Genomic DNA, 16,679 nt, shown 5'->3' with positions numbered 1-16,679 from the left:
ACGGCTCCATAGGGCACCCGCGCAAAGCGCGGGTCGCGGTGCGACGACGCCATAGCCGTCGCGGGTACCGCCGTCGAAGACGGTGGTCCTAGGAGCTCCAACGACGGAGATGGGGCCGTGCCACCGTAACCCACGACCTGGTAGATCATGTCACTCATGATGTTGGGCGCAGGGGGGTCGCGGCCCAATAGGTCGTTTCTCCTCCTCGGACCACCGCCTTCGGCGGCGGTGCCCGAACAACTACGACTCGTCGTCGTGCCTACTATTGAGCTCGCGAGACCGGGCACCCGCGCCGAAGGTGTGGGTCGCGCGGCGCGCCCTACTTGTGCAGAGGCTCCCTAGCTCATGGCCGGTCTCCACCCGCCACTCCGCCCCTACGCACGCCTGCATGTGCTCGCGCCCACCGGAGCCGAGGCCGCGGCGCTCGATAGCACGGCGATCGAGACGATCGGGGTGCCTCCGCCCGTGCTCATGGAGAACGCTGGGCGGGCGGCCGCGATGATCGTGCAACGCCTCCGCCCGCGCGGCCGGGTGGTGGGCGTGGTGGGGTCCGGCAACAACGGCGGGGACGCGTTGGTGCTGCTCAGGACTCTACGCGCGTGGGGGCGTGACGTCCTTGCGGTGGTTGTGGCCGACCGGCCTTTGGAGGACCCGCTGCTGCACGGCTGGGACGTCGCCTTGCGGACGGACGAAGAACTCGGCGCGGAAGGATGGCGCGACCTGCTCGGGGAAGCGGGTCTCGTCGTGGACGGGGTGCTCGGCACGGGCTTGCAGGGCGCCCCCCGGGAGCGGCAGCGCGCCGCGATCGAGAACATCAACGCCTTGGGTTGCTGGGTTCTCTCGTTGGACGTGCCGTCCGGCATCGACTCAGGGACGGGGACCGTGCCGGGCAGCGCAGTGCGGGCGACGGTCACCGTCGCCTTTGGCGCGCCGAAGCTCGGAAGCCTTCTGCATCCGGCGCGTTCGCTTGCCGGTCGGTTGATCGCGGTCGAGATCGCCTTTCCACCGTCGAGCCCGGCGGAAGTGACCGCTCGAGTGGTCACGCCTGCCTGGGCCCAGGCGCGTCTCCCGCACCGGGACCCGGACACACACAAGAACGCCGTCGGTCGTGTGCTCGTGGTCGCGGGACAGCAGGGCATGGCCGGCGCCGCGGTTCTCGCAGTGCGTGCGTCGCTGCGTGCGGGGGCCGGTCTCGTGACGATTTGCTCCGCGCCGGAGAATCGCGAAATCGTGCAGAGCGCCGCACCGGAGGCGATCTACGTCGATCCCGGCGATCCAGGGGCGCTTCTCGCGGCCATGGATCAGTGCGACGCAGTCGGCCTCGGGCCCGGCCTTGGCACCGGCACGTTCGGACAGAAGCTCGCCGCGGCGGTTGCGACGGGTCCGCCTCGACCCGTGGTGGTAGATGCCGACGCGCTCAACCTGGCGTCTCAAGGGAAACTCGACTTGCCGTTGTTGGCGGCGACGAGAGCGGTTCTGGCGACTCCGCACGCGGGCGAGATGGCGCGGCTGCTCGGCACCGATACGGCCACGGTCCAGTCGGACCGAATCGCGGCGCTCGGCCGTGCTGTAGAGGCGAACGGACACGCGCTGTTGCTCAAGGGGGCGCCGTCGTTGGTCGCCGCACCGGGAGCCGAGGTGCACGTGGATTGCCAGGGTTCGTCCGACCTCGCGGCAGCGGGCATGGGCGATGCGCTGACGGGCGTGTGCGCGTCGCTCATGGCGCAGGGCTTGGGTCCAGTGGATGCCGGGGCGGTCGGGCTGTATCTGACGGGCCGCTCCGCGCGGCTCGCAGGCCGGGGCTTGGCGCTCACCCCGAGTGACGTGATCCGCTGCCTCCCGGACGCTCTCAGGGAGCGGAGCGAGGGCGTCTCGGACCTCGACCTGCCCTTTGTTCTCTTCGACGCTGACCCGGCGCGGTGAAATGAGCGATCACCCGCCGCGCACGATCCGACTCGGCCCGGGGGCGGAGTTCGACCTGATCCGCACGGCGATCGCTTTGGGCGGTGAGCTCCCAGCGGCGGTCCGGGTCGGACCCGGTGACGACGCGGCGGTCATCGAAGGTGGGTGGGTCCTGAGTACCGACATGTGTGTCGAGGACGTGCACTTCCGACGTAGCTGGCTCTCGGACCGTGAGATCGGGTACCGCGCCGCGGCGACCGCGCTCTCCGACCTAGCGGCCATGGCGGCGACCCCCCTCGGGTTACTGGTGTCCATTGCGGTCCCGGAGGCCGGCGACGTCGATCTGGAAGCACTGCAGGTCGGGGTTGAGGAAGCCGTGCAAGCGCTTGGTGGAGCGATTCTCGGTGGAGACCTCTCCCGATCGCCAGGACCCCTGGTGCTCGACGTCGTGGTCGTGGGCCGTACGTCGTGGCCGGTATTGCGAAATGGGGCGAAGGCCGGCGACGAGATCTGGGTGACCGGGCGCCTCGGCGCGAGCGCCGCCGCCGTCCATGCTTGGCGGCAGGGGGGTGAGCCGTCCCCGCAAGCACGCGCGGCCTTCGCCCGTCCGACGCCGCGTATCGACGAAGCGTGCTGTCTGGTCGAGCAGGAATGGGTTGACGCGCTCATGGACATATCCGACGGCCTAGCCGGTGACGTCGGCCATTTGGCGGCCGCCTCTGGCGTCAAGGTTGTCTTGGAGGCGGGTGCCGTCCCGATCGCCGATGCCGCCCTCGTCGTCCTCGGAGCCGAGGGCGCGTTGGAAGCGGCGCTGCATGGCGGCGAGGACTACGAGCTGCTCTTCGTCGCCGACCCGGGGATCGTCGACGTGGCTCGTTTCGAGGACCGCTTCGGGCTCGACTTGACCCGCGTCGGACATGTGCTCGAAGGGGAGGGCGTGTGGCTCGATCGCGGCGACGGCGAGCCGCGGCCGCTGGCGCGCGCTGGTTTCGACCACTTCGGGAGCGTCGACCATTGATCCGCCTGCTCGCGCTGCTGGCGTTGGGGATCCCGGCCACGATCTGGTACGCGACGCGGATTGTATGGGCCGTCTACCGAAACGCTGCGAACGCCGACTGTGTATGCGCGGAAGTCCCGCGCACCTGGTCGAGGCTGATGCTCCGTATCGCCGGCGTGCGGGTCGAGGTTGAAGCGGCGGAAAACATCCACTCTGCGGCACCGCAGGTCGTGGTGGCGAATCACACGTCCTGGTTCGACCCTCTCGCCTTGACCGGTTTCTGTCCCGGTCCATATGTGTTCGTGGCGAAGAAAGAGGTTGCGCGGATACCCTTCTTCGGTAGGGCGGTCGGAGCTTGCGGGCACATCTTCATCGATCGCGGCGACCGTGACCTCGCCTTGGAATCGCTGGAGATCGCACGTCAGAGGTTGGAAGATGACGGTCCAACCGTCATCATGTTTCCTGAAGGGACACGCTCGCCGACGGGCGAACTGCAGCCGTTCAAGAAGGGCGCGTTCGTTCTGGCGATTCAGGCCGGCGCCGAAGTGGTTCCGACTGCGGTCATCGGGTCCAGAGACGTGATGAGGAAAAACGGGATTCTGGTCCGCGCGGGCGTTATTCGAATCCGATTCGGGACTCCGATCCCGGTCCATTCATACGACTTCGAACGAAGAGACGAACTCGCCGAAAGAGCGTGGCAGGCCCTGCGGGACTTGCAGACTTCGGCGACTCGGGCATAGAAGGGTGATCGGAAAGGGAGGTGGGCCGCGCACATGGTGCTTGCGCGCGTTCAGGCAAGGAACGACGAGGAGTCGTAGCCTTGCTACGGCGACGAGGAGAGACGATGGATCAACCGCGCAACCGCCATGTGCCGAACACCATGGCTGAAAGGACAAAGGAGTGTGTGGGTTACGGTGGCACGGCCCCATCTCCGTCGTTGGAGCTCCTCGACGTAGCGACGGCTATGCCTTCGAAGCTCCGCCTAGGACCTGGGGCCGTGGCACCGTAACGCGGCCCGCCCCCCTTTTCGATCACCCTTCTAGGGAGAGGAGGCCAGGTGTCGGCCATAGTGGATGTGCGTGCACGTGAGGTCTTGGACTCGAGGGGCAATCCGACGGTCGAAGCCGAGGTCACCCTGGAAACCGGCTTCCGGGGCAGGGCCGCGGTCCCCTCCGGCGCGTCCACGGGTGCCCACGAGGCTGTCGAGTTGCGGGACGGCGATCGTGATCGCTTCCTCGGAAAGGGAGTCTTGCGCGCTGTCGAAAACGTAAACACCGTGATCGCTGACGCGCTTCGGGGCTTCGAGGCCCGCGAGCAACTGGACATCGATCGCACGATGCTCGAGCTGGACGGCACGCCGAACAAACGGAACCTCGGTGCCAACGCGATCCTCGCGGTGTCGATGGCCGCGGCGCGGGCCGCGGCGCTCGAGAACCACATGCCGCTGTGGCGCTACCTCGCGGTCGGCGGCGAGGCTGATCTGCTTCCGGTGCCGATGATGAACATCCTGAACGGCGGGGCGCACGCGCCCAACAACGTCGACATCCAGGAATTCATGGTCATGCCTGTGGGGGCGGAGACGTTCTCCGAGGGTCTGCGCATGGGTGTCGAGGTCTTCCACCACCTGAAGAAGGTGCTCTCAGCGCTGGGCAAGAATACCGCGGTCGGCGACGAGGGCGGCTTCGCGCCTGATCTGGCAAGCAACGAAGAAGCCATCGAGCTGGTGCTGCGTGCGATCGAGGAGGCGGGGTACCGCCCGGGGGAGGACCTCGTGATCACGCTCGACGCTGCGGCTACCGAGTTCTTCGAGGACGGGGAGTACGTGTTCCACTGGTCGGGGGGTGAGCGGCGGGACGCAGCCGGAATGGTCGAGTTCTGGACCGAGTGGATCGAGAAATACCCGATTCGTTCTCTGGAGGACCCTCTCGACGAAAACGACTGGCATGGTTGGAAGCAGCTTACCGATGCTTTGGGCGAGCGCGTGCAGATCGTCGGCGACGATATTTTCGTCACGAACGTGGATCGACTGGAGCAAGGCATCAGGGACGGCGCCGCGAATGCGATCCTCGTCAAGGTGAATCAGATCGGGACGGTGACCGAAACGCTGGAGACGATGCGCGTCGCACGCGAGGCCGGATACAACTGTATCGTTTCGCACCGGTCCGGCGAGACCGAGGACACGTTCATCGCCGACCTCGCGGTCGCCACGGGCGCCGGCCAGATCAAGACGGGCAGCGCTAGCCGTACCGACCGCGTCGCCAAGTACAACCAACTGCTGCGCATCGAAGAGCAGCTCGGCGGTCGGGCTCGGTACCTGGGTCGCTCTCTCTGGGGCGACTAGCAGCCGTGCACAGGTTGAAAAAGGCGATTCTGCCGGGCCTTCTGCTGCTCGCCGCGTACTACGCGGTGTTCGGGGGCGAGTACTCGTGGTTCGAGCTCAGGGACGCTCGAGCGGCGGTCGAGCAGGAGGAGGACGATCTCGCAGAGCTCAAGCGCCAGATCGATTCGCTCCGAGCATGGGCTGACTCCATGCAGATCGATTCCGTGACGCTCGAGCGCATCGCGCGCGAGCGCTTCGGCATGATTCGGGACGGCGAGATCCTCTATCGTTTCGCACAGCCTAGGGACAGCGCGCTCGCGTTGAGCGACACGACGAACGGGGCCATGCGGTGACAGCCAGGCCCCACGGGACGCCAGCGCGCTCCGGCTCGATCATGCCCGTGGCTACTCGGCTTCGTCGGATCCGGCCGGCACCTTCTCAGTGGCCTCACCCTCCGCCTCAGTGGCCTCACCCTCCGCCGCCTCAGCGATCATTTTTTTCGCCATGCTCTGGAGTTGGCCGGAGTCCTCGCTGCTGGACAGGGTCCCCGCAAGCGCTTCGACAGCGACCTTGAGCGCGCGTGCGCGTGCCTCCTCACTGGCCGGCGGACCCGGCTTGAGGAAGGGACTGAACAAGTCGATCGGGATCGGGAAGAGCGTCGTCGAGTTGTTTTCTACGGCGATCTCGCTCACGGTCTGCAGGAAGCGGAGCTGCATCGCCACGGGGAACTCCTGAATGATCTCGGCCGCTGCCGCGAGCTTCGCCGCCGCCTGATACTCACCTTGAGCGTTGATTACCTTGGCGCGCCTCTCGCGTTCTGCTTCGGCCTGCTTGGCCATGGACCGCTTCATCTCCTGGGGCAGATCGATATCCTTGATCTCGACCGCGGTGACCTCGATGCCCCACGAATCCGTGCCTTCGTCGATGATCTGACGGATGTGCTCGTTGATGCGCTCTCGTTCGGCGAGGAGTTCATCCAACTCCGACTGGCCGATGACCGAGCGCAATGTGGTCTGCGCCAGTTGGCTCGTCGCGAAGTAGTAGTCCTCGATCTCGATGACCGCCGTCGTCGGGTCGGCGACGCGGAAGTACACGACCGCGTTCACCCGGACGCTGACGTTGTCCTTCGTGATCGTGTCCTGGGGCGGAATGTCCAGTGCCACGATGCGGAGGTCCATCCTCTTCATGCGCTCGATGCCCCAGGGCACGAGAAAAATGAGGCCGGGGCCTTTGGCGCGCGTGAGTCTGCCGAGTCGAAAGACCACGCCGCGTTCGTATTCCAACAGAATCCTGAGGCTGGTGAGGAGCGACACACCGACGATGGCCGCTGCACCGATCGCAATAGTCGCGGGATCCATGGATCCTCCGGGCAAAGAGGAAGGGACGCCCCTGGATACGGGGATCCTCGAAAGGCTGTTCATGTCCCGTCGGGAGTGAGCGTCGCGGGCGGAGCATCCGGGCGCAAGCCTGTTGACACGACCCGACGGCCAGATCAGCTTTTTTTCCCATTGCCGGAGTAGCTCAGTTGGTCAGAGCAGCGGAATCATAATCCGCGTGTCGGGGGTTCAAGTCCCTCCTCCGGCACTATGTGGGAGAAGGACTTTCGGCCTCTCGGGTTCTCCCGGGGGGCCGATTCTCCCGTCAGCCTTCTACGATTGGCTCGCCTCGATGCGGCCTGGCGAGAGATGACATAGCTTTCGCCACGAATCGGGACCACTCGGCCGACCGAGGACACCATGACAGACCGCGCCAGCACGCTCTTGAGCGGGCGTCGCGAACGCCTCGAACGCATCCTGGAGCGGGAGCTGCGACCTCCCATAACGGACCCCAATTCTCCTATCCCGCCTCATGTTCGCGAGTTTCTGCTCGAGGAGGCGGAGGACCTCTACTGGAACGAGCTCGAGTGGGAGAACATCACCTTCGAGGAGGCCCTCGAGGGCGGACCGCTCACCGAGCTCGCCTTCCCGGGCTTCCTCGCTTTCATGCGTGGGCTCCTACTTACTGAGGTGATGCCCGACGCGCTTGCACCTGCTTCGCCACGTCCCCAAGTCGTCGAGGACACTTTGGGCTTCTTGTGCGGACGTGTCGTCGAGCTCGAGGATGGACTCGCTGCGGGCGGCGGCGACGAGCCGGACAAGGCGCGATCGGAGATGGAAATGACGAGCCGCCTCATCGACTTCGTCTTGTATCGCTTCCACGAACTGGCTCCCGCGGAAATCGAGCGGGTCGAAGCCGGCAGGCGCGCTTCCGCGTAACCAGAGGGGTGACGTCTGTGTGTTGACCTCGCGGCCAGGGCGCACGTATCTCGCTGGAGCCCCCTTGCTCGTGGCGCACCGTGGCGGATCGAAGGTCGCGCCGGAAAACACCATGGCTGCCTTCCGCCGGGCGGTCGACTGGTGGCGCGCCGACATACTCGAACTGGACGTTCGACTCACCCGGGACGGACACGTCGTGGTCATTCACGACGAAACGCTGGAGCGGACCACGGACGGTGAGGGTCCGGTGGCAGCGAGCACGCTCGACGAGATCCACGCTCTCGATGCCGGGTACCGGTTCGAGGATCTCGATGGCGGCCGCTCCTTCCGCGGCACGGGGGTGGTCGTTCCGACCTTCGCGGAGGTCCTGACCGCGTTCCCGGAGACTCGTATCAACGTAGAAGTCAAGGAGCCGCGGGCTGCCGGGCCGCTCGTCGAAGTCATTCGAAGTCATCACGCGCAGCACCGCGTGCTCGTCGCAGCGGAGTTCGAGCGGTCCCGAAGGGATGCCCGCGGCTACGCTGGCCCCTGGGGTGCGAGCCGCCATCAGGTCCTCTTGTTCTGGGCACTGCACCGACTTCCGGGAAGCGGTCCATACCTACCTCGCGCGGACATCCTTCAGGTCCCCGAGCTGTGGAAGGGACTGAGAATCGTCTCGCGGGCCTTCGTTCGAGCCGCGCACCGGCGAAACATTCCCGTGCAGGTCTGGACGGTCGACGATCCGGAGTCGATGAAACGGTTGCTGTCGTGGGGAGTGGACGGTATCCAGAGTGACCGACCCGATATACTCGCCCAAGTCCTGACCGAGGTTGCCGGTCGGCCGCCACCCCCGGGGCCGGTGGAGGGAGCCGCATGAGCGATGTGGCGAGGGACGTGAGAAGCCGCTTTTCCGAGGTACTGCAAGCCGCTCGAGGCGGGATCCTTCACGACGGTGGGCTCGTGGTTGCGACGTCGGGAGGACTCGACTCGATGGCTCTCCTCCACTTGTTCCGCTTCGGCTTCCCCTCCACCGGCATCCCTATCCACGTGGCGCACTTCGATCACGGCATGCGAGAGGGTTCGCTCTCGGACGCCGAGTGGGTGCGCGGGGTCGCGCGCTCCTGGGGGCTCCCGATCTTCGTGGAGCGTGCGGCAGAGCCGTTGCGATCCGAGGAGTCGGCTAGAAACGCGCGGTACGCGTTCCTCGAGTCGGTCAGACGGGAGGTCGACGCCGATGTCGTGGTGACGGGCCACCACGCCGACGATCAGGCCGAGACGGTCCTCTTTCGCTTGCTGAGGGGCAGCGGCACGGTGGGGCTCTCCGGCATGGCTTCGTTCCGTGAGCCGGGGCTCTGGCGCCCACTGCTCCCGTTCTGGAAGAAGGAGCTCGTCGAGTACGCCGACTCGGTGAGGCTCGGGTGGCGGGAGGATCCATCCAACCTTGAATCGGCCTTCGCCCGCAACGTAATCCGTAACCGGATTATTCCCGAAGTGGAGTCGTCGGTAGCACCGGGCGCACGCCGCTCGCTCGTGCGCTTGGCGGAACAAGCGCGGGACGACGTCGAAGCGTGGCGGTATCTCATGCCGCGGCTCTTGGAAACGTTGGATCTGGAGCGGGGCGACGACGCTCTCTCCGTTGACCATGAGCGGCTACGGCGATTGCCGACGCCCCTTCGCGGGCGCGTGCTGCGCTGGCTCAGCGAACGGCTTGGCGCGCGACTCGACACCGTGGGAACCCGCTCCGCGGCCGAGTTCACTGGCTCGGGCCAAAGTGGCCGACGTCTGGACCTCGCTTCGGGTCTCGTCCTGAGGCGCGAACTAGACCGGATCGTCTTGGTCCGCGAGCCGTTGGGCCGCGATACTCCAGTCGGCGAGACTGCAGTCTGCGAGACTGAAGGGGAGCCGGACAGACCGCTGAGGATCCCCGGTGCTCGGGCTGGCTCGGGGAGCGTGACCCTCGGCGGCAGGACGTTCACCGTGCGCTGGGGAGGTTCGGAGCTGTCCGTCTCGGCGCGCGACTCGGTTGCCGTGACGGCGCCGCACTTTCCGCTGACGGTACGGGCGAGGGAGGCCGGAGATCGGATTCAACTTCCCTACGGCTCCAAGAAGGTAAAAAAGCTTCTGCTCGAGGCGAGGATTCCGGAGTCGCTGCGGGAGCGGTTGCCCGTGTTCGTGGACGCGCGGGGAAAAGTGCTTTGGATCCCGGGCGTCGCGACCGCCGTAGGGCCGGAAGCTCGGGACGACGCGTCGCATGTTCTTCACATTGGAATCGATGATGCCGGCACTCACTGAGGACACGCAGCTAGGCGGCCAGGAGCTCAAGCGTATCGTCTTCTCGGAAGACGACGTTCAGCTCCGGATTCGTGAATTGGGTGTTGAGATTACGGCGGCGTACACTGCGTCGGACAGGCTGCTCGTGCTGGGGCTGTTGAAGGGCTCGTTCCTGTTCATGGCCGACCTCGTGCGCTCGATCGAGCTTCCCTTGCACGTGGATTTCCTGGTGGCGTCGAGCTATGGCGCCACCAAGGTTTCGAGCGGTGACGTGCGGCTGCTATACGATCCCGGCGCTTCGCTGAAGGACCGCGCCGTGTTGCTCGTAGAGGATATCATTGACAGTGGGAACACACTCGCCCGCCTCATTCCCCGGCTCGAAGCCCGCGGGCCGACCTCGTTGGAGATCTGCGCTTTGCTCCACAAGAGAATCACGACTCATCCGGAAACACGTTGGGTGGGCTTCGATGCACCCAACGAGTTCCTTGTGGGGTATGGACTCGATTATGCGGAAGACTTCCGTCACCTGCCATATATCGCGAGCCTGTAACGAGGGCCATTGGCCTCCAGTACCACGCGAAGATAGAAAGCAGCATGCCAGAACCTGATCCGAACCGAGCCGACGGCGACAACCGTCTCGGTCGTGTGTCCAAGAACGCCGCGTTCTTGATCATGATGGTGTTGATGCTCTTACTGGCAGTGCAGTTCGTTCGCAGGCAGGAGCCGACGCGCACGGAGATCACCTACACGAACTTCATGCGCCAACTGAACAGCGGGAACGTGTTCGAAGTGACCGTGATCGATCGCAGGATCGAGGGCGAGCTACGTGCGCCCATCATGGAGCAAGAGTTGGAGGTCACCCGCTTCGAGGTCACGCTACCGAGCGACGTCACCGACGGCCTGCTCGATGCGTTCCAGGCCAATGACGTCATCATCCAGGCCGAGTCTCCGGAGGCGGGTTGGGGCACACTCCTCATAGGGGCGCTTCCGTGGCTCCTCTTCATCGCCTTCTGGATCTGGATCTTCAGAACCATGCAGGGCGGTGGGAACCGCGCGTTCCAGTTCGGCCGCTCCAAAGCGAAGCTGATTTCGCCGGACAACCCCAAGGTCACCTTCGCGGACGTCGCAGGGGCGGACGAAGCCAAGGAAGAACTTCAAGAAATCATCGAGTTCCTCAAGGACCCGGCCAAGTTCACGCGTCTCGGTGGACGGCTGCCGAAGGGCGTCTTGCTCGTCGGTCCCCCAGGAACCGGTAAGACGCTGCTCGCCCGGGCCGTCGCCGGCGAGGCTGCCCGACCGTTCTTCCAGATGTCCGGTTCGGATTTCGTCGAGATGTTCGTGGGTGTCGGTGCGTCGCGCGTTCGCGACCTGTTCGAGCAGGGCAAGGCACATGCTCCCTGCATCATCTTCGTCGACGAGATCGACGCGGTGGGTCGCCACCGGGGTGCCGGCCTGGGCGGTGGCCACGACGAACGAGAGCAAACGCTCAACGCGCTGCTCGTCGAGATGGATGGCTTCGAGTCCAACGAAGGCGTCATCCTGCTAGCGGCGACGAACCGTCCGGACGTTCTCGACCCGGCACTGCTCCGTCCTGGGCGCTTCGACCGACAGATCGTGGTGGACATGCCCGACTTGAAGGGACGCGAGGGCATCCTTCGCGTTCACGCCAAGAAACTCCCGCTTGCGGACGACGTCGAGCTGCAACTCATCGCGCGGGGCACCCCCGGCATGACGGGTGCGGATCTCGAGAACATCTGCAACGAGGCGGCGCTTATGGCGGCTCGCCGGGACGCCGACAAGGTCTCGATGGATAATTTCGACGAGGCGAAGGACAAGGTCATGTTGGGAGCGGAACGTCGTTCCCTGGTGCTGACCGAGGGTGAGCGGAAGCTCACTGCGTTCCACGAGGCCGGCCACACGGTCGTCGGCCTGAAGATTCCGGGGCTCGACCCGGTGCACAAGGTCAGCATCGTGCCCCGGGGCAGCGCCCTGGGAATCACTGCGAGCCTACCCGAGGAAGACCGCCATTCGTACCGCAAGGAGTGGATGGAGGGTCAGCTCGCGATGCTCTTCGGTGGGCGGGTGGCGGAAGAGATGATCTTCGGTCCCGAGGCCGTGACGACGGGAGCCGGCAACGACATCGAGCAGGCCACGGGTATGGCACGGCGGATGGTCACCGCCTTCGGCATGAGCGACGTCATCGGTTTGATGACGATCGGCGAGCCCGAGCATGAAATCTTCCTCGGCCGCGACATCTCGCAGCGTCGGATCGTGTCGGAACACACTTCGCGGCTCGTAGACCAGGAAGTGAAGCGCATTCTGGACGAGGCCCACGAACGCGCCCGCGAAGTTCTGGAAGAGAACAAGGATCTTATGGAGGTCTTTGCTCAGGCACTGCTCGAGCGCGAGACGCTCGATCGCGAAGCGATCCAGACACTGGAGCGAGGCGAGCAGCTCCCGCCGCTCGAAGTACCGGAGCCGGAGTCGCTGGCTCCGGTCGCCGCGCAGTCGCCACGGGTGCCGAAGAAGTCTACGGCGCCACTGGCGCTGCCCGGCGCCGAGGGGCCGCTTCCGGGACCCGCACCGGGCGTGTACGCCGCGGATGAGGACGAGCCGCTGACTTGACGCGATCGGCCGAGCACGGAGCAACATTGGGGGAGCGGGGCCCGACCACGGAGACACAGCGGTGAGCCGGATCTGGGAACAGCTCCAGTTCTTGAGCCCGGGATGGACTGACCTGGTCGAGATCCTGATCGTGGCGTTCTTGCTCTACCGGATCCTCCTCGTGATCCAGCGCACTCGCGCGATGCAGATCATGCTGGGCGTGGCTCTGCTCGCTTTCACCTATGGCCTGGCACGCCTGCTGGACCTGATCCTGATTCGCAGGCTGCTGGAGGCGAGCTTCGCGTACGGGGCCATCGCCGCGCTCGTCGTCTTTCAGCCGGAGCTTCGCTCGGCGCTCGCACGCCTGGGCCGCAGCCGCATGATCCGTGTCTTCCAGCCCCCGGAAGACGGCCGAGCGGCGGAGGAGATCGTCGAAGCCGCGATGCGGCTCGCTCGTGCCCGCCACGGAGCGATCATCGCGATCGAGCGGGATGTCGGGCTCGAAGAGTATGCCGAAACGGGGAGCGCGGTGGACGCCCGCGTCTCAGCGGAGATGCTGACCACGATCTTCACGCCGTACTCGCCGCTGCACGACGGCGCCGTGCTCATCGCGGGGGACCAGATCCGAACGGCAGGCGCGATCCTGCCGCTTACACAGTCCTCGGTCGGGGACCGCTCACTGGGGACCCGGCATCGGGCTGCTCTCGGCTTGAGCGAAGAGACGGACGCCATCGTCATCGTCGTCAGCGAGGAGACCGCACAGATCTCTTTGGCCGTCGAAGGTCGCCTCGAGCGCGACATCGACCCTGAGCGGCTACGGGAGGTTGTGGTGGGCAGCGTGCCCCAACACGATCCGAAGCTCGCCCCGGCGCGGAAACCCCAGATTTCCATAGAGTAGACACACACTGCACGCGCGCGTTGACACCTTCACGACAACGCGCCTAGATTCTGCGGATCTCGTAATTCACTTTCCAGGAGTTCGCCTTCGTGGGTACCCAGTATGAACTGATGACCCTCTTCGCGGACGGCGGGTGGATGATGTATCCGCTCGTACTCTGCTCGCTCGTCGCCCTGGGTGTGATCATCGCCAAGGCCTGGACTCTCATGATCGCTCACAGGGGCACGGTACGTGTGCTGCACGACGTCGAAGAGGCCGTCCTGCAAGGTGATCTCGAGAGCGCGTTCGAGATCGCTCGGGACACGCCGGGACCGGCCGCTGCCATTCTCCTCGCGGGTCTACGCCGCATCCGGAACGGGAAGATGATGGCCGGCGAGTTGGAGGCCGCCATAGCGACCACCGGGATGATCGAGCTCAGCTTCCTGGAGCGGGGCCTGGTGATTCTTGCGACTATCGCCAACGTGGCGCCTCTCATGGGCTTCCTCGGCACCGTCGCGGGAATGATCCTCGCCTTCGCGTCGATCGAGGAGGCTGGAACGGTCGACGCGACTCTGGTGGCGGGTGGTATCAAGGTGGCGTTGCTCACGACGGCCGCTGGGTTGATCGTCGCGATACCGATCAACATCGCCTACAACGTCTTCGTCGCCCGTGTCGATGCGCTCATCGTGCTCATGGAGCAGGGTGCGCAAAAGATCCTCAACCTTTCTTGGGAACTCGAGAAGCAAGGTCGACTCGAGATCGTCAGACCCGAGCCGGACGAGAGGCTCCCGGTCGCGGCACTCGAGCCCGGAGTAACTGCGGAGAGTGACGCAACCGAGGGACAAGCGGCTGACGAGACCGAATAGGAACCTTTCGCACACAGCCCCAGTACGTCAGGGATACCAGACCGAGGCACGGATATGGCGGTTCTAGGCAATAAGAAGAGGAAGGTCAACGAGGGCGTCCCGATGGCGTCGACGGCGGACATCGCATTCCTGCTGCTGATCTTCTTCTTGGTGACGACCACCTTCCCCAAGGACAAGGGCCTCTCGATCGTGCTGCCGGAGCCCGGTGAAGAAACCCAGGTCAGCCAGAGGAATATCCTGCACCTGATCATTCAGCCGACCGGGATCGTCGACGTGAAGCGTGGCGAGAGCCAGCAGGTGGTGCAGATGCGGCCTTCCGAGATCGATGCGCTGTGGCGGCAGGAAGTCGCGGCGAATCCCAACATGATCGCAGCGGTGAAAACCCATCCGGACGCGCCCTACAAGTTCATGATCGACGTGCTGGATGCGCTCCACCTCGCAAAGGCTGAACGCATCTCGCTTCAGGTTCTGGTGAACTAGCTTATGTCCATCAAGGGTGGTGGTTTTCAGAAGAAATCGAAGGCATCGGAGGAGATTCCATCTTCGGCGCTTGCCGATATCGCTTTCTTGCTTCTGATCTTTTTTATGGTGACGACGGTCTTCCAGCCCGACCGCGACCGCCCGATCGAGTGGGCGCGCGCCGAGGCCGCGCAGAAGATCGACGAGAAGCAGAAGAACATCTTGAACATTTGGATGGAGCAGGACGGACAGGTCTACATCAACGACCAGCCGCACTCCATGGAGCAGGTGACGACCGTTGTCGCACCGCTCTACGCCGAGTCCGAGCGTGCCCTCATAATCTCAATTCGGGGCGACCGTGAGGTTCCGTACCGGTTCATCGATCAGTTGACGACCGCGCTGGTCGCCGCCGGTGTGGTTCGTGTGGTCTTCGCCACACAATTGGAGCAAAGCATGCAGAGGGAGAGACGATGACCGCAGAAGCCGTACCGGCCACATCTGGCGAGACCGCGAATGAGCGCCTCAAGCGGACGTTCGACTCTTGGTTCTGGGGGGGGATGATCGTTTCGACCGTGCTTCATGTTTCGATCTTCGCCTTCTGGCCCGAGCTGACCGCGGAGGACTTTTCGTTCGAGAACACGGAACTCGAAATGATCGAGCTCCCGCCGGAGATTGAGATTCCGCCGCCGCCGCAGCAGATCGCGCGTCCGGCGACGCCTATCATCGCGACCGCGGATATCGACGAGGATATCACGATTGCGCCGACCACCTTCGAGGACAACCCGGTGGAGGATCTTCCGCCGCCCCCCGAGGAGGTCGCAACCGACATCTCTGCGGCGCCGACGTTCACGCCGTACACGGTGGCTCCGTCCATTTTGAACCGGGATGAGGTCGTGCGGGCGATGGAGCGGGAGTATCCGCCTCTCCTGCGCGACGCAGGAATCGGTGGCACGGTCCGGGTCTACTTCTTCATCGACGAAAACGGTCGCGTGGTGGAACGGCAGATCGATGCGAGTTCTGGCCACCAGGCGCTAGACGACGCCGCGATGGCGGTCTCGGAGATCTACAGGTTCTCTCCGGCGCTGAACCGCGACAAGAAGGTTCCGGTCTGGGTGTCGTTCCCGATTACCTTCCAGGTCCGCTAGCACGGAGCCCGAGTAGGCCCTTGTTGGGGACCCCGCCGGCGCTCCGGCGGGGTCCCTTTCGTATGTTACCGATTCATGTCGACGACAGATGCAACGATGACCGCGGCCTATGCCGCGCGCCTGGCCGAGACGCTGCCTCGTATGCGCGACCGCATCGCGCAGGCGCTAGATGCCGCGGGGCGCGACGGAGCCTCCGTGCGCCTCATCGCGGTGACCAAGGCACACCCGCTCGAGGCGGTCGAGGCAGCGCTGCAAGCCGGGCTGTCGGAGCTGGGAGAAAACAGGGTCGAGGAGCTCGCGGGCAAGGTGGGTGTTCTCGGGCGAGGGGCTGCGACTTGGCACATGATCGGCCACTTGCAGAGCCGCAAGGCGCGGCAGGCGCTCGCTCTCTCGGACCTGATCCACTCCGTGGATTCGGCCAAGCTCGCAGAGCGCCTTGCACGGATGGCTCACGAAGAGGGCCGCGTCGTGCACGTGCTGGCGCAGGTGAACAGTTCCGGGGAAGCCTCGAAGAGCGGCTTCGATCTCTCGAGCGCGGTCGATGACGTGTTACGCCTCGCGGAGTTGCCCGGACTGAAGATTGATGGCTTGATGACCATGGCACCCTTCGGCGCCGAAGAGCCCGTTCTGTCGCGAGCCTTTGGGGGGCTGCGCCAGATTCACGAGCAGCTGAGAGCTCAGGGCGGCCGAATCGGTCCGGAGCTGTCCATGGGAATGACAGACGATCTGGAGATCGCGATCCGAGAAGGCAGTACGATGGTGCGGATCGGCACGGCGCTCTTCGGGCCACGAGCCCAGAAGGCCTTTTCGGGAGCCGGACGATGATCGACCTGACACCACTCGACGTACGCAACAAGCGAGGGGACTTCAAGAAGCTGATGCGGGGCTACGACCCCCAGGAGGTTGATGTCTTTCTGGAGATCGCCGCGGAACGTCTCGAAGAGCTCGTTCGCGAGAACATCGTGTTGCGGGAGCGTTCTGAGAGGCTGGAGCTACAGGTGGGC

The 16,679-nt window shown here is 65.0% G+C and carries 17 protein-coding genes and 1 tRNA gene; 17 read left to right on the top strand and 1 reads right to left on the bottom strand.

Translation table 11 applies throughout. The features are described from left to right. The first annotated feature begins 345 nt into the window (after positions 1-345). The 5 genes from IIB36_09375 (at position 346) to IIB36_09355 (ending at position 5,572) form a co-directional block, all read left to right on the top strand. Entirely contained in the window at positions 346-1,923 is a 1,578-nt protein-coding gene (locus IIB36_09375) for an NAD(P)H-hydrate dehydratase (protein MCH7531949.1), read from the top strand. 1 nt (position 1,924) lies between these two features. After that, complete coding sequence (gene thiL, locus IIB36_09370; GenBank protein MCH7531948.1) at positions 1,925-2,920, top strand: thiamine-phosphate kinase; 996 nt, start codon at positions 1,925-1,927, stop codon at positions 2,918-2,920. Then, complete coding sequence (locus IIB36_09365) at positions 2,917-3,639, top strand: 1-acyl-sn-glycerol-3-phosphate acyltransferase (GenBank protein ID MCH7531947.1); 723 nt, start codon at positions 2,917-2,919, stop codon at positions 3,637-3,639. Before thiL ends, IIB36_09365 begins: the two co-directional genes overlap by 4 nt. Before the next feature lie 317 nt (positions 3,640-3,956). Continuing rightward, positions 3,957-5,240: a phosphopyruvate hydratase gene (gene eno, locus IIB36_09360; protein MCH7531946.1), complete on the top strand. Its 1,284-nt coding sequence runs from the start codon at positions 3,957-3,959 to the stop codon at positions 5,238-5,240. Between the two features lie 5 nt (positions 5,241-5,245). Beyond that, complete coding sequence (locus IIB36_09355) at positions 5,246-5,572, top strand: septum formation initiator family protein (GenBank protein MCH7531945.1); 327 nt, start codon at positions 5,246-5,248, stop codon at positions 5,570-5,572. 51 nt (positions 5,573-5,623) lie between these two features. Here IIB36_09355 and IIB36_09350 read toward each other — a convergent pair whose 3' ends face one another. Further along, complete coding sequence (locus tag IIB36_09350; protein ID MCH7531944.1) at positions 5,624-6,577, bottom strand: slipin family protein; 954 nt, start codon at positions 6,575-6,577, stop codon at positions 5,624-5,626. 152 nt (positions 6,578-6,729) lie between these two features. Here IIB36_09350 and IIB36_09345 point away from each other — a divergent pair. The 12 genes from IIB36_09345 to IIB36_09290 all read left to right on the top strand — a co-directional run bounded on the left by IIB36_09345 (position 6,730) and on the right by IIB36_09290 (position 16,500). Continuing rightward, a tRNA-Met gene (locus IIB36_09345) sits at positions 6,730-6,803 on the top strand. Between the two features lie 152 nt (positions 6,804-6,955). Beyond that, complete coding sequence (locus IIB36_09340; GenBank protein MCH7531943.1) at positions 6,956-7,474, top strand: hypothetical protein; 519 nt, start codon at positions 6,956-6,958, stop codon at positions 7,472-7,474. Positions 7,475-7,586: 112 nt separating this feature from the next. Further along, positions 7,587-8,330 carry a glycerophosphodiester phosphodiesterase gene (locus IIB36_09335; GenBank protein MCH7531942.1) on the top strand — a complete coding sequence of 248 codons (744 nt, stop codon included), beginning with the start codon at positions 7,587-7,589 and terminating at the stop codon, positions 8,328-8,330. Further along, positions 8,327-9,745: a tRNA lysidine(34) synthetase TilS gene (tilS, locus tag IIB36_09330; protein ID MCH7531941.1), complete on the top strand. Its 1,419-nt coding sequence runs from the start codon at positions 8,327-8,329 to the stop codon at positions 9,743-9,745. The genes IIB36_09335 and tilS overlap by 4 nt, the downstream gene beginning before the upstream one ends. Continuing rightward, positions 9,729-10,274, top strand: a complete 546-nt coding sequence (gene hpt, locus IIB36_09325; protein MCH7531940.1) for a hypoxanthine phosphoribosyltransferase — start codon at positions 9,729-9,731, stop codon at positions 10,272-10,274. The genes tilS and hpt overlap by 17 nt, the downstream gene beginning before the upstream one ends. Before the next feature lie 122 nt (positions 10,275-10,396). Beyond that, a complete protein-coding gene (gene ftsH / locus IIB36_09320; protein MCH7531939.1) occupies positions 10,397-12,349 on the top strand; it encodes an ATP-dependent zinc metalloprotease FtsH in 1,953 nt (650 codons plus the stop codon). 61 nt (positions 12,350-12,410) lie between these two features. Then, positions 12,411-13,226, top strand: coding sequence for a TIGR00159 family protein (locus IIB36_09315; protein ID MCH7531938.1), 816 nt, complete (start codon positions 12,411-12,413; stop codon positions 13,224-13,226). 89 nt (positions 13,227-13,315) lie between these two features. After that, complete coding sequence (locus tag IIB36_09310; GenBank protein ID MCH7531937.1) at positions 13,316-14,071, top strand: MotA/TolQ/ExbB proton channel family protein; 756 nt, start codon at positions 13,316-13,318, stop codon at positions 14,069-14,071. Between the two features lie 54 nt (positions 14,072-14,125). Continuing rightward, the gene (locus IIB36_09305; protein ID MCH7531936.1) at positions 14,126-14,551 is read left to right on the top strand and encodes a biopolymer transporter ExbD; all 426 of its coding nucleotides are present in this window, start codon (positions 14,126-14,128) and stop codon (positions 14,549-14,551) included. 3 nt (positions 14,552-14,554) lie between these two features. Next, positions 14,555-15,004, top strand: coding sequence for a biopolymer transporter ExbD (locus IIB36_09300; GenBank protein ID MCH7531935.1), 450 nt, complete (start codon positions 14,555-14,557; stop codon positions 15,002-15,004). Next, positions 15,001-15,675 (top strand): TonB family protein, encoded by a 675-nt coding sequence (locus tag IIB36_09295; GenBank protein ID MCH7531934.1) that lies wholly within the window; start codon positions 15,001-15,003, stop codon positions 15,673-15,675. Before IIB36_09300 ends, IIB36_09295 begins: the two co-directional genes overlap by 4 nt. 96 nt (positions 15,676-15,771) lie before the next feature. Next, positions 15,772-16,500 carry a YggS family pyridoxal phosphate-dependent enzyme gene (locus tag IIB36_09290; protein MCH7531933.1) on the top strand — a complete coding sequence of 243 codons (729 nt, stop codon included), beginning with the start codon at positions 15,772-15,774 and terminating at the stop codon, positions 16,498-16,500. The last annotated feature ends 179 nt before the right edge of the window (positions 16,501-16,679 follow it).

The sequence above is a fragment of the Gemmatimonadota bacterium genome, assembly GCA_022560615.1.
Taxonomy (GTDB): domain Bacteria; phylum Gemmatimonadota; class Gemmatimonadetes; order Longimicrobiales; family Gaopeijiaceae; genus UBA1138.
The sequence above is the reverse complement of the archived record's forward strand: the minus strand, read 5'-3'. Positions and strand labels throughout refer to the sequence as shown.

Bases quoted from the DNA above. Each gene is read 5' to 3' on its own strand.
- IIB36_09375 (MCH7531949.1), top strand. From the start codon at position 346: ATGGCCGGTCTCCACCCGCCACTCCGCCCCTACGCACGCCTGCATGTG.
- thiL (MCH7531948.1), top strand. From the start codon at position 1,925: ATGAGCGATCACCCGCCGCGCACGATCCGACTCGGCCCGGGGGCGGAG.
- IIB36_09350 (MCH7531944.1), bottom strand. From the start codon at position 6,577: ATGGATCCCGCGACTATTGCGATCGGTGCAGCGGCCATCGTCGGTGTG.
- IIB36_09340 (MCH7531943.1), top strand. From the start codon at position 6,956: ATGACAGACCGCGCCAGCACGCTCTTGAGCGGGCGTCGCGAACGCCTC.
- IIB36_09335 (MCH7531942.1), top strand. From the start codon at position 7,587: ATGGCTGCCTTCCGCCGGGCGGTCGACTGGTGGCGCGCCGACATACTC.
- tilS (MCH7531941.1), top strand. From the start codon at position 8,327: ATGAGCGATGTGGCGAGGGACGTGAGAAGCCGCTTTTCCGAGGTACTG.
- hpt (MCH7531940.1), top strand. From the start codon at position 9,729: ATGCCGGCACTCACTGAGGACACGCAGCTAGGCGGCCAGGAGCTCAAG.
- ftsH (MCH7531939.1), top strand. From the start codon at position 10,397: ATGATGGTGTTGATGCTCTTACTGGCAGTGCAGTTCGTTCGCAGGCAG.
- IIB36_09305 (MCH7531936.1), top strand. From the start codon at position 14,126: ATGGCGGTTCTAGGCAATAAGAAGAGGAAGGTCAACGAGGGCGTCCCG.
- IIB36_09300 (MCH7531935.1), top strand. From the start codon at position 14,555: ATGTCCATCAAGGGTGGTGGTTTTCAGAAGAAATCGAAGGCATCGGAG.
- IIB36_09295 (MCH7531934.1), top strand. From the start codon at position 15,001: ATGACCGCAGAAGCCGTACCGGCCACATCTGGCGAGACCGCGAATGAG.
- IIB36_09290 (MCH7531933.1), top strand. From the start codon at position 15,772: ATGACCGCGGCCTATGCCGCGCGCCTGGCCGAGACGCTGCCTCGTATG.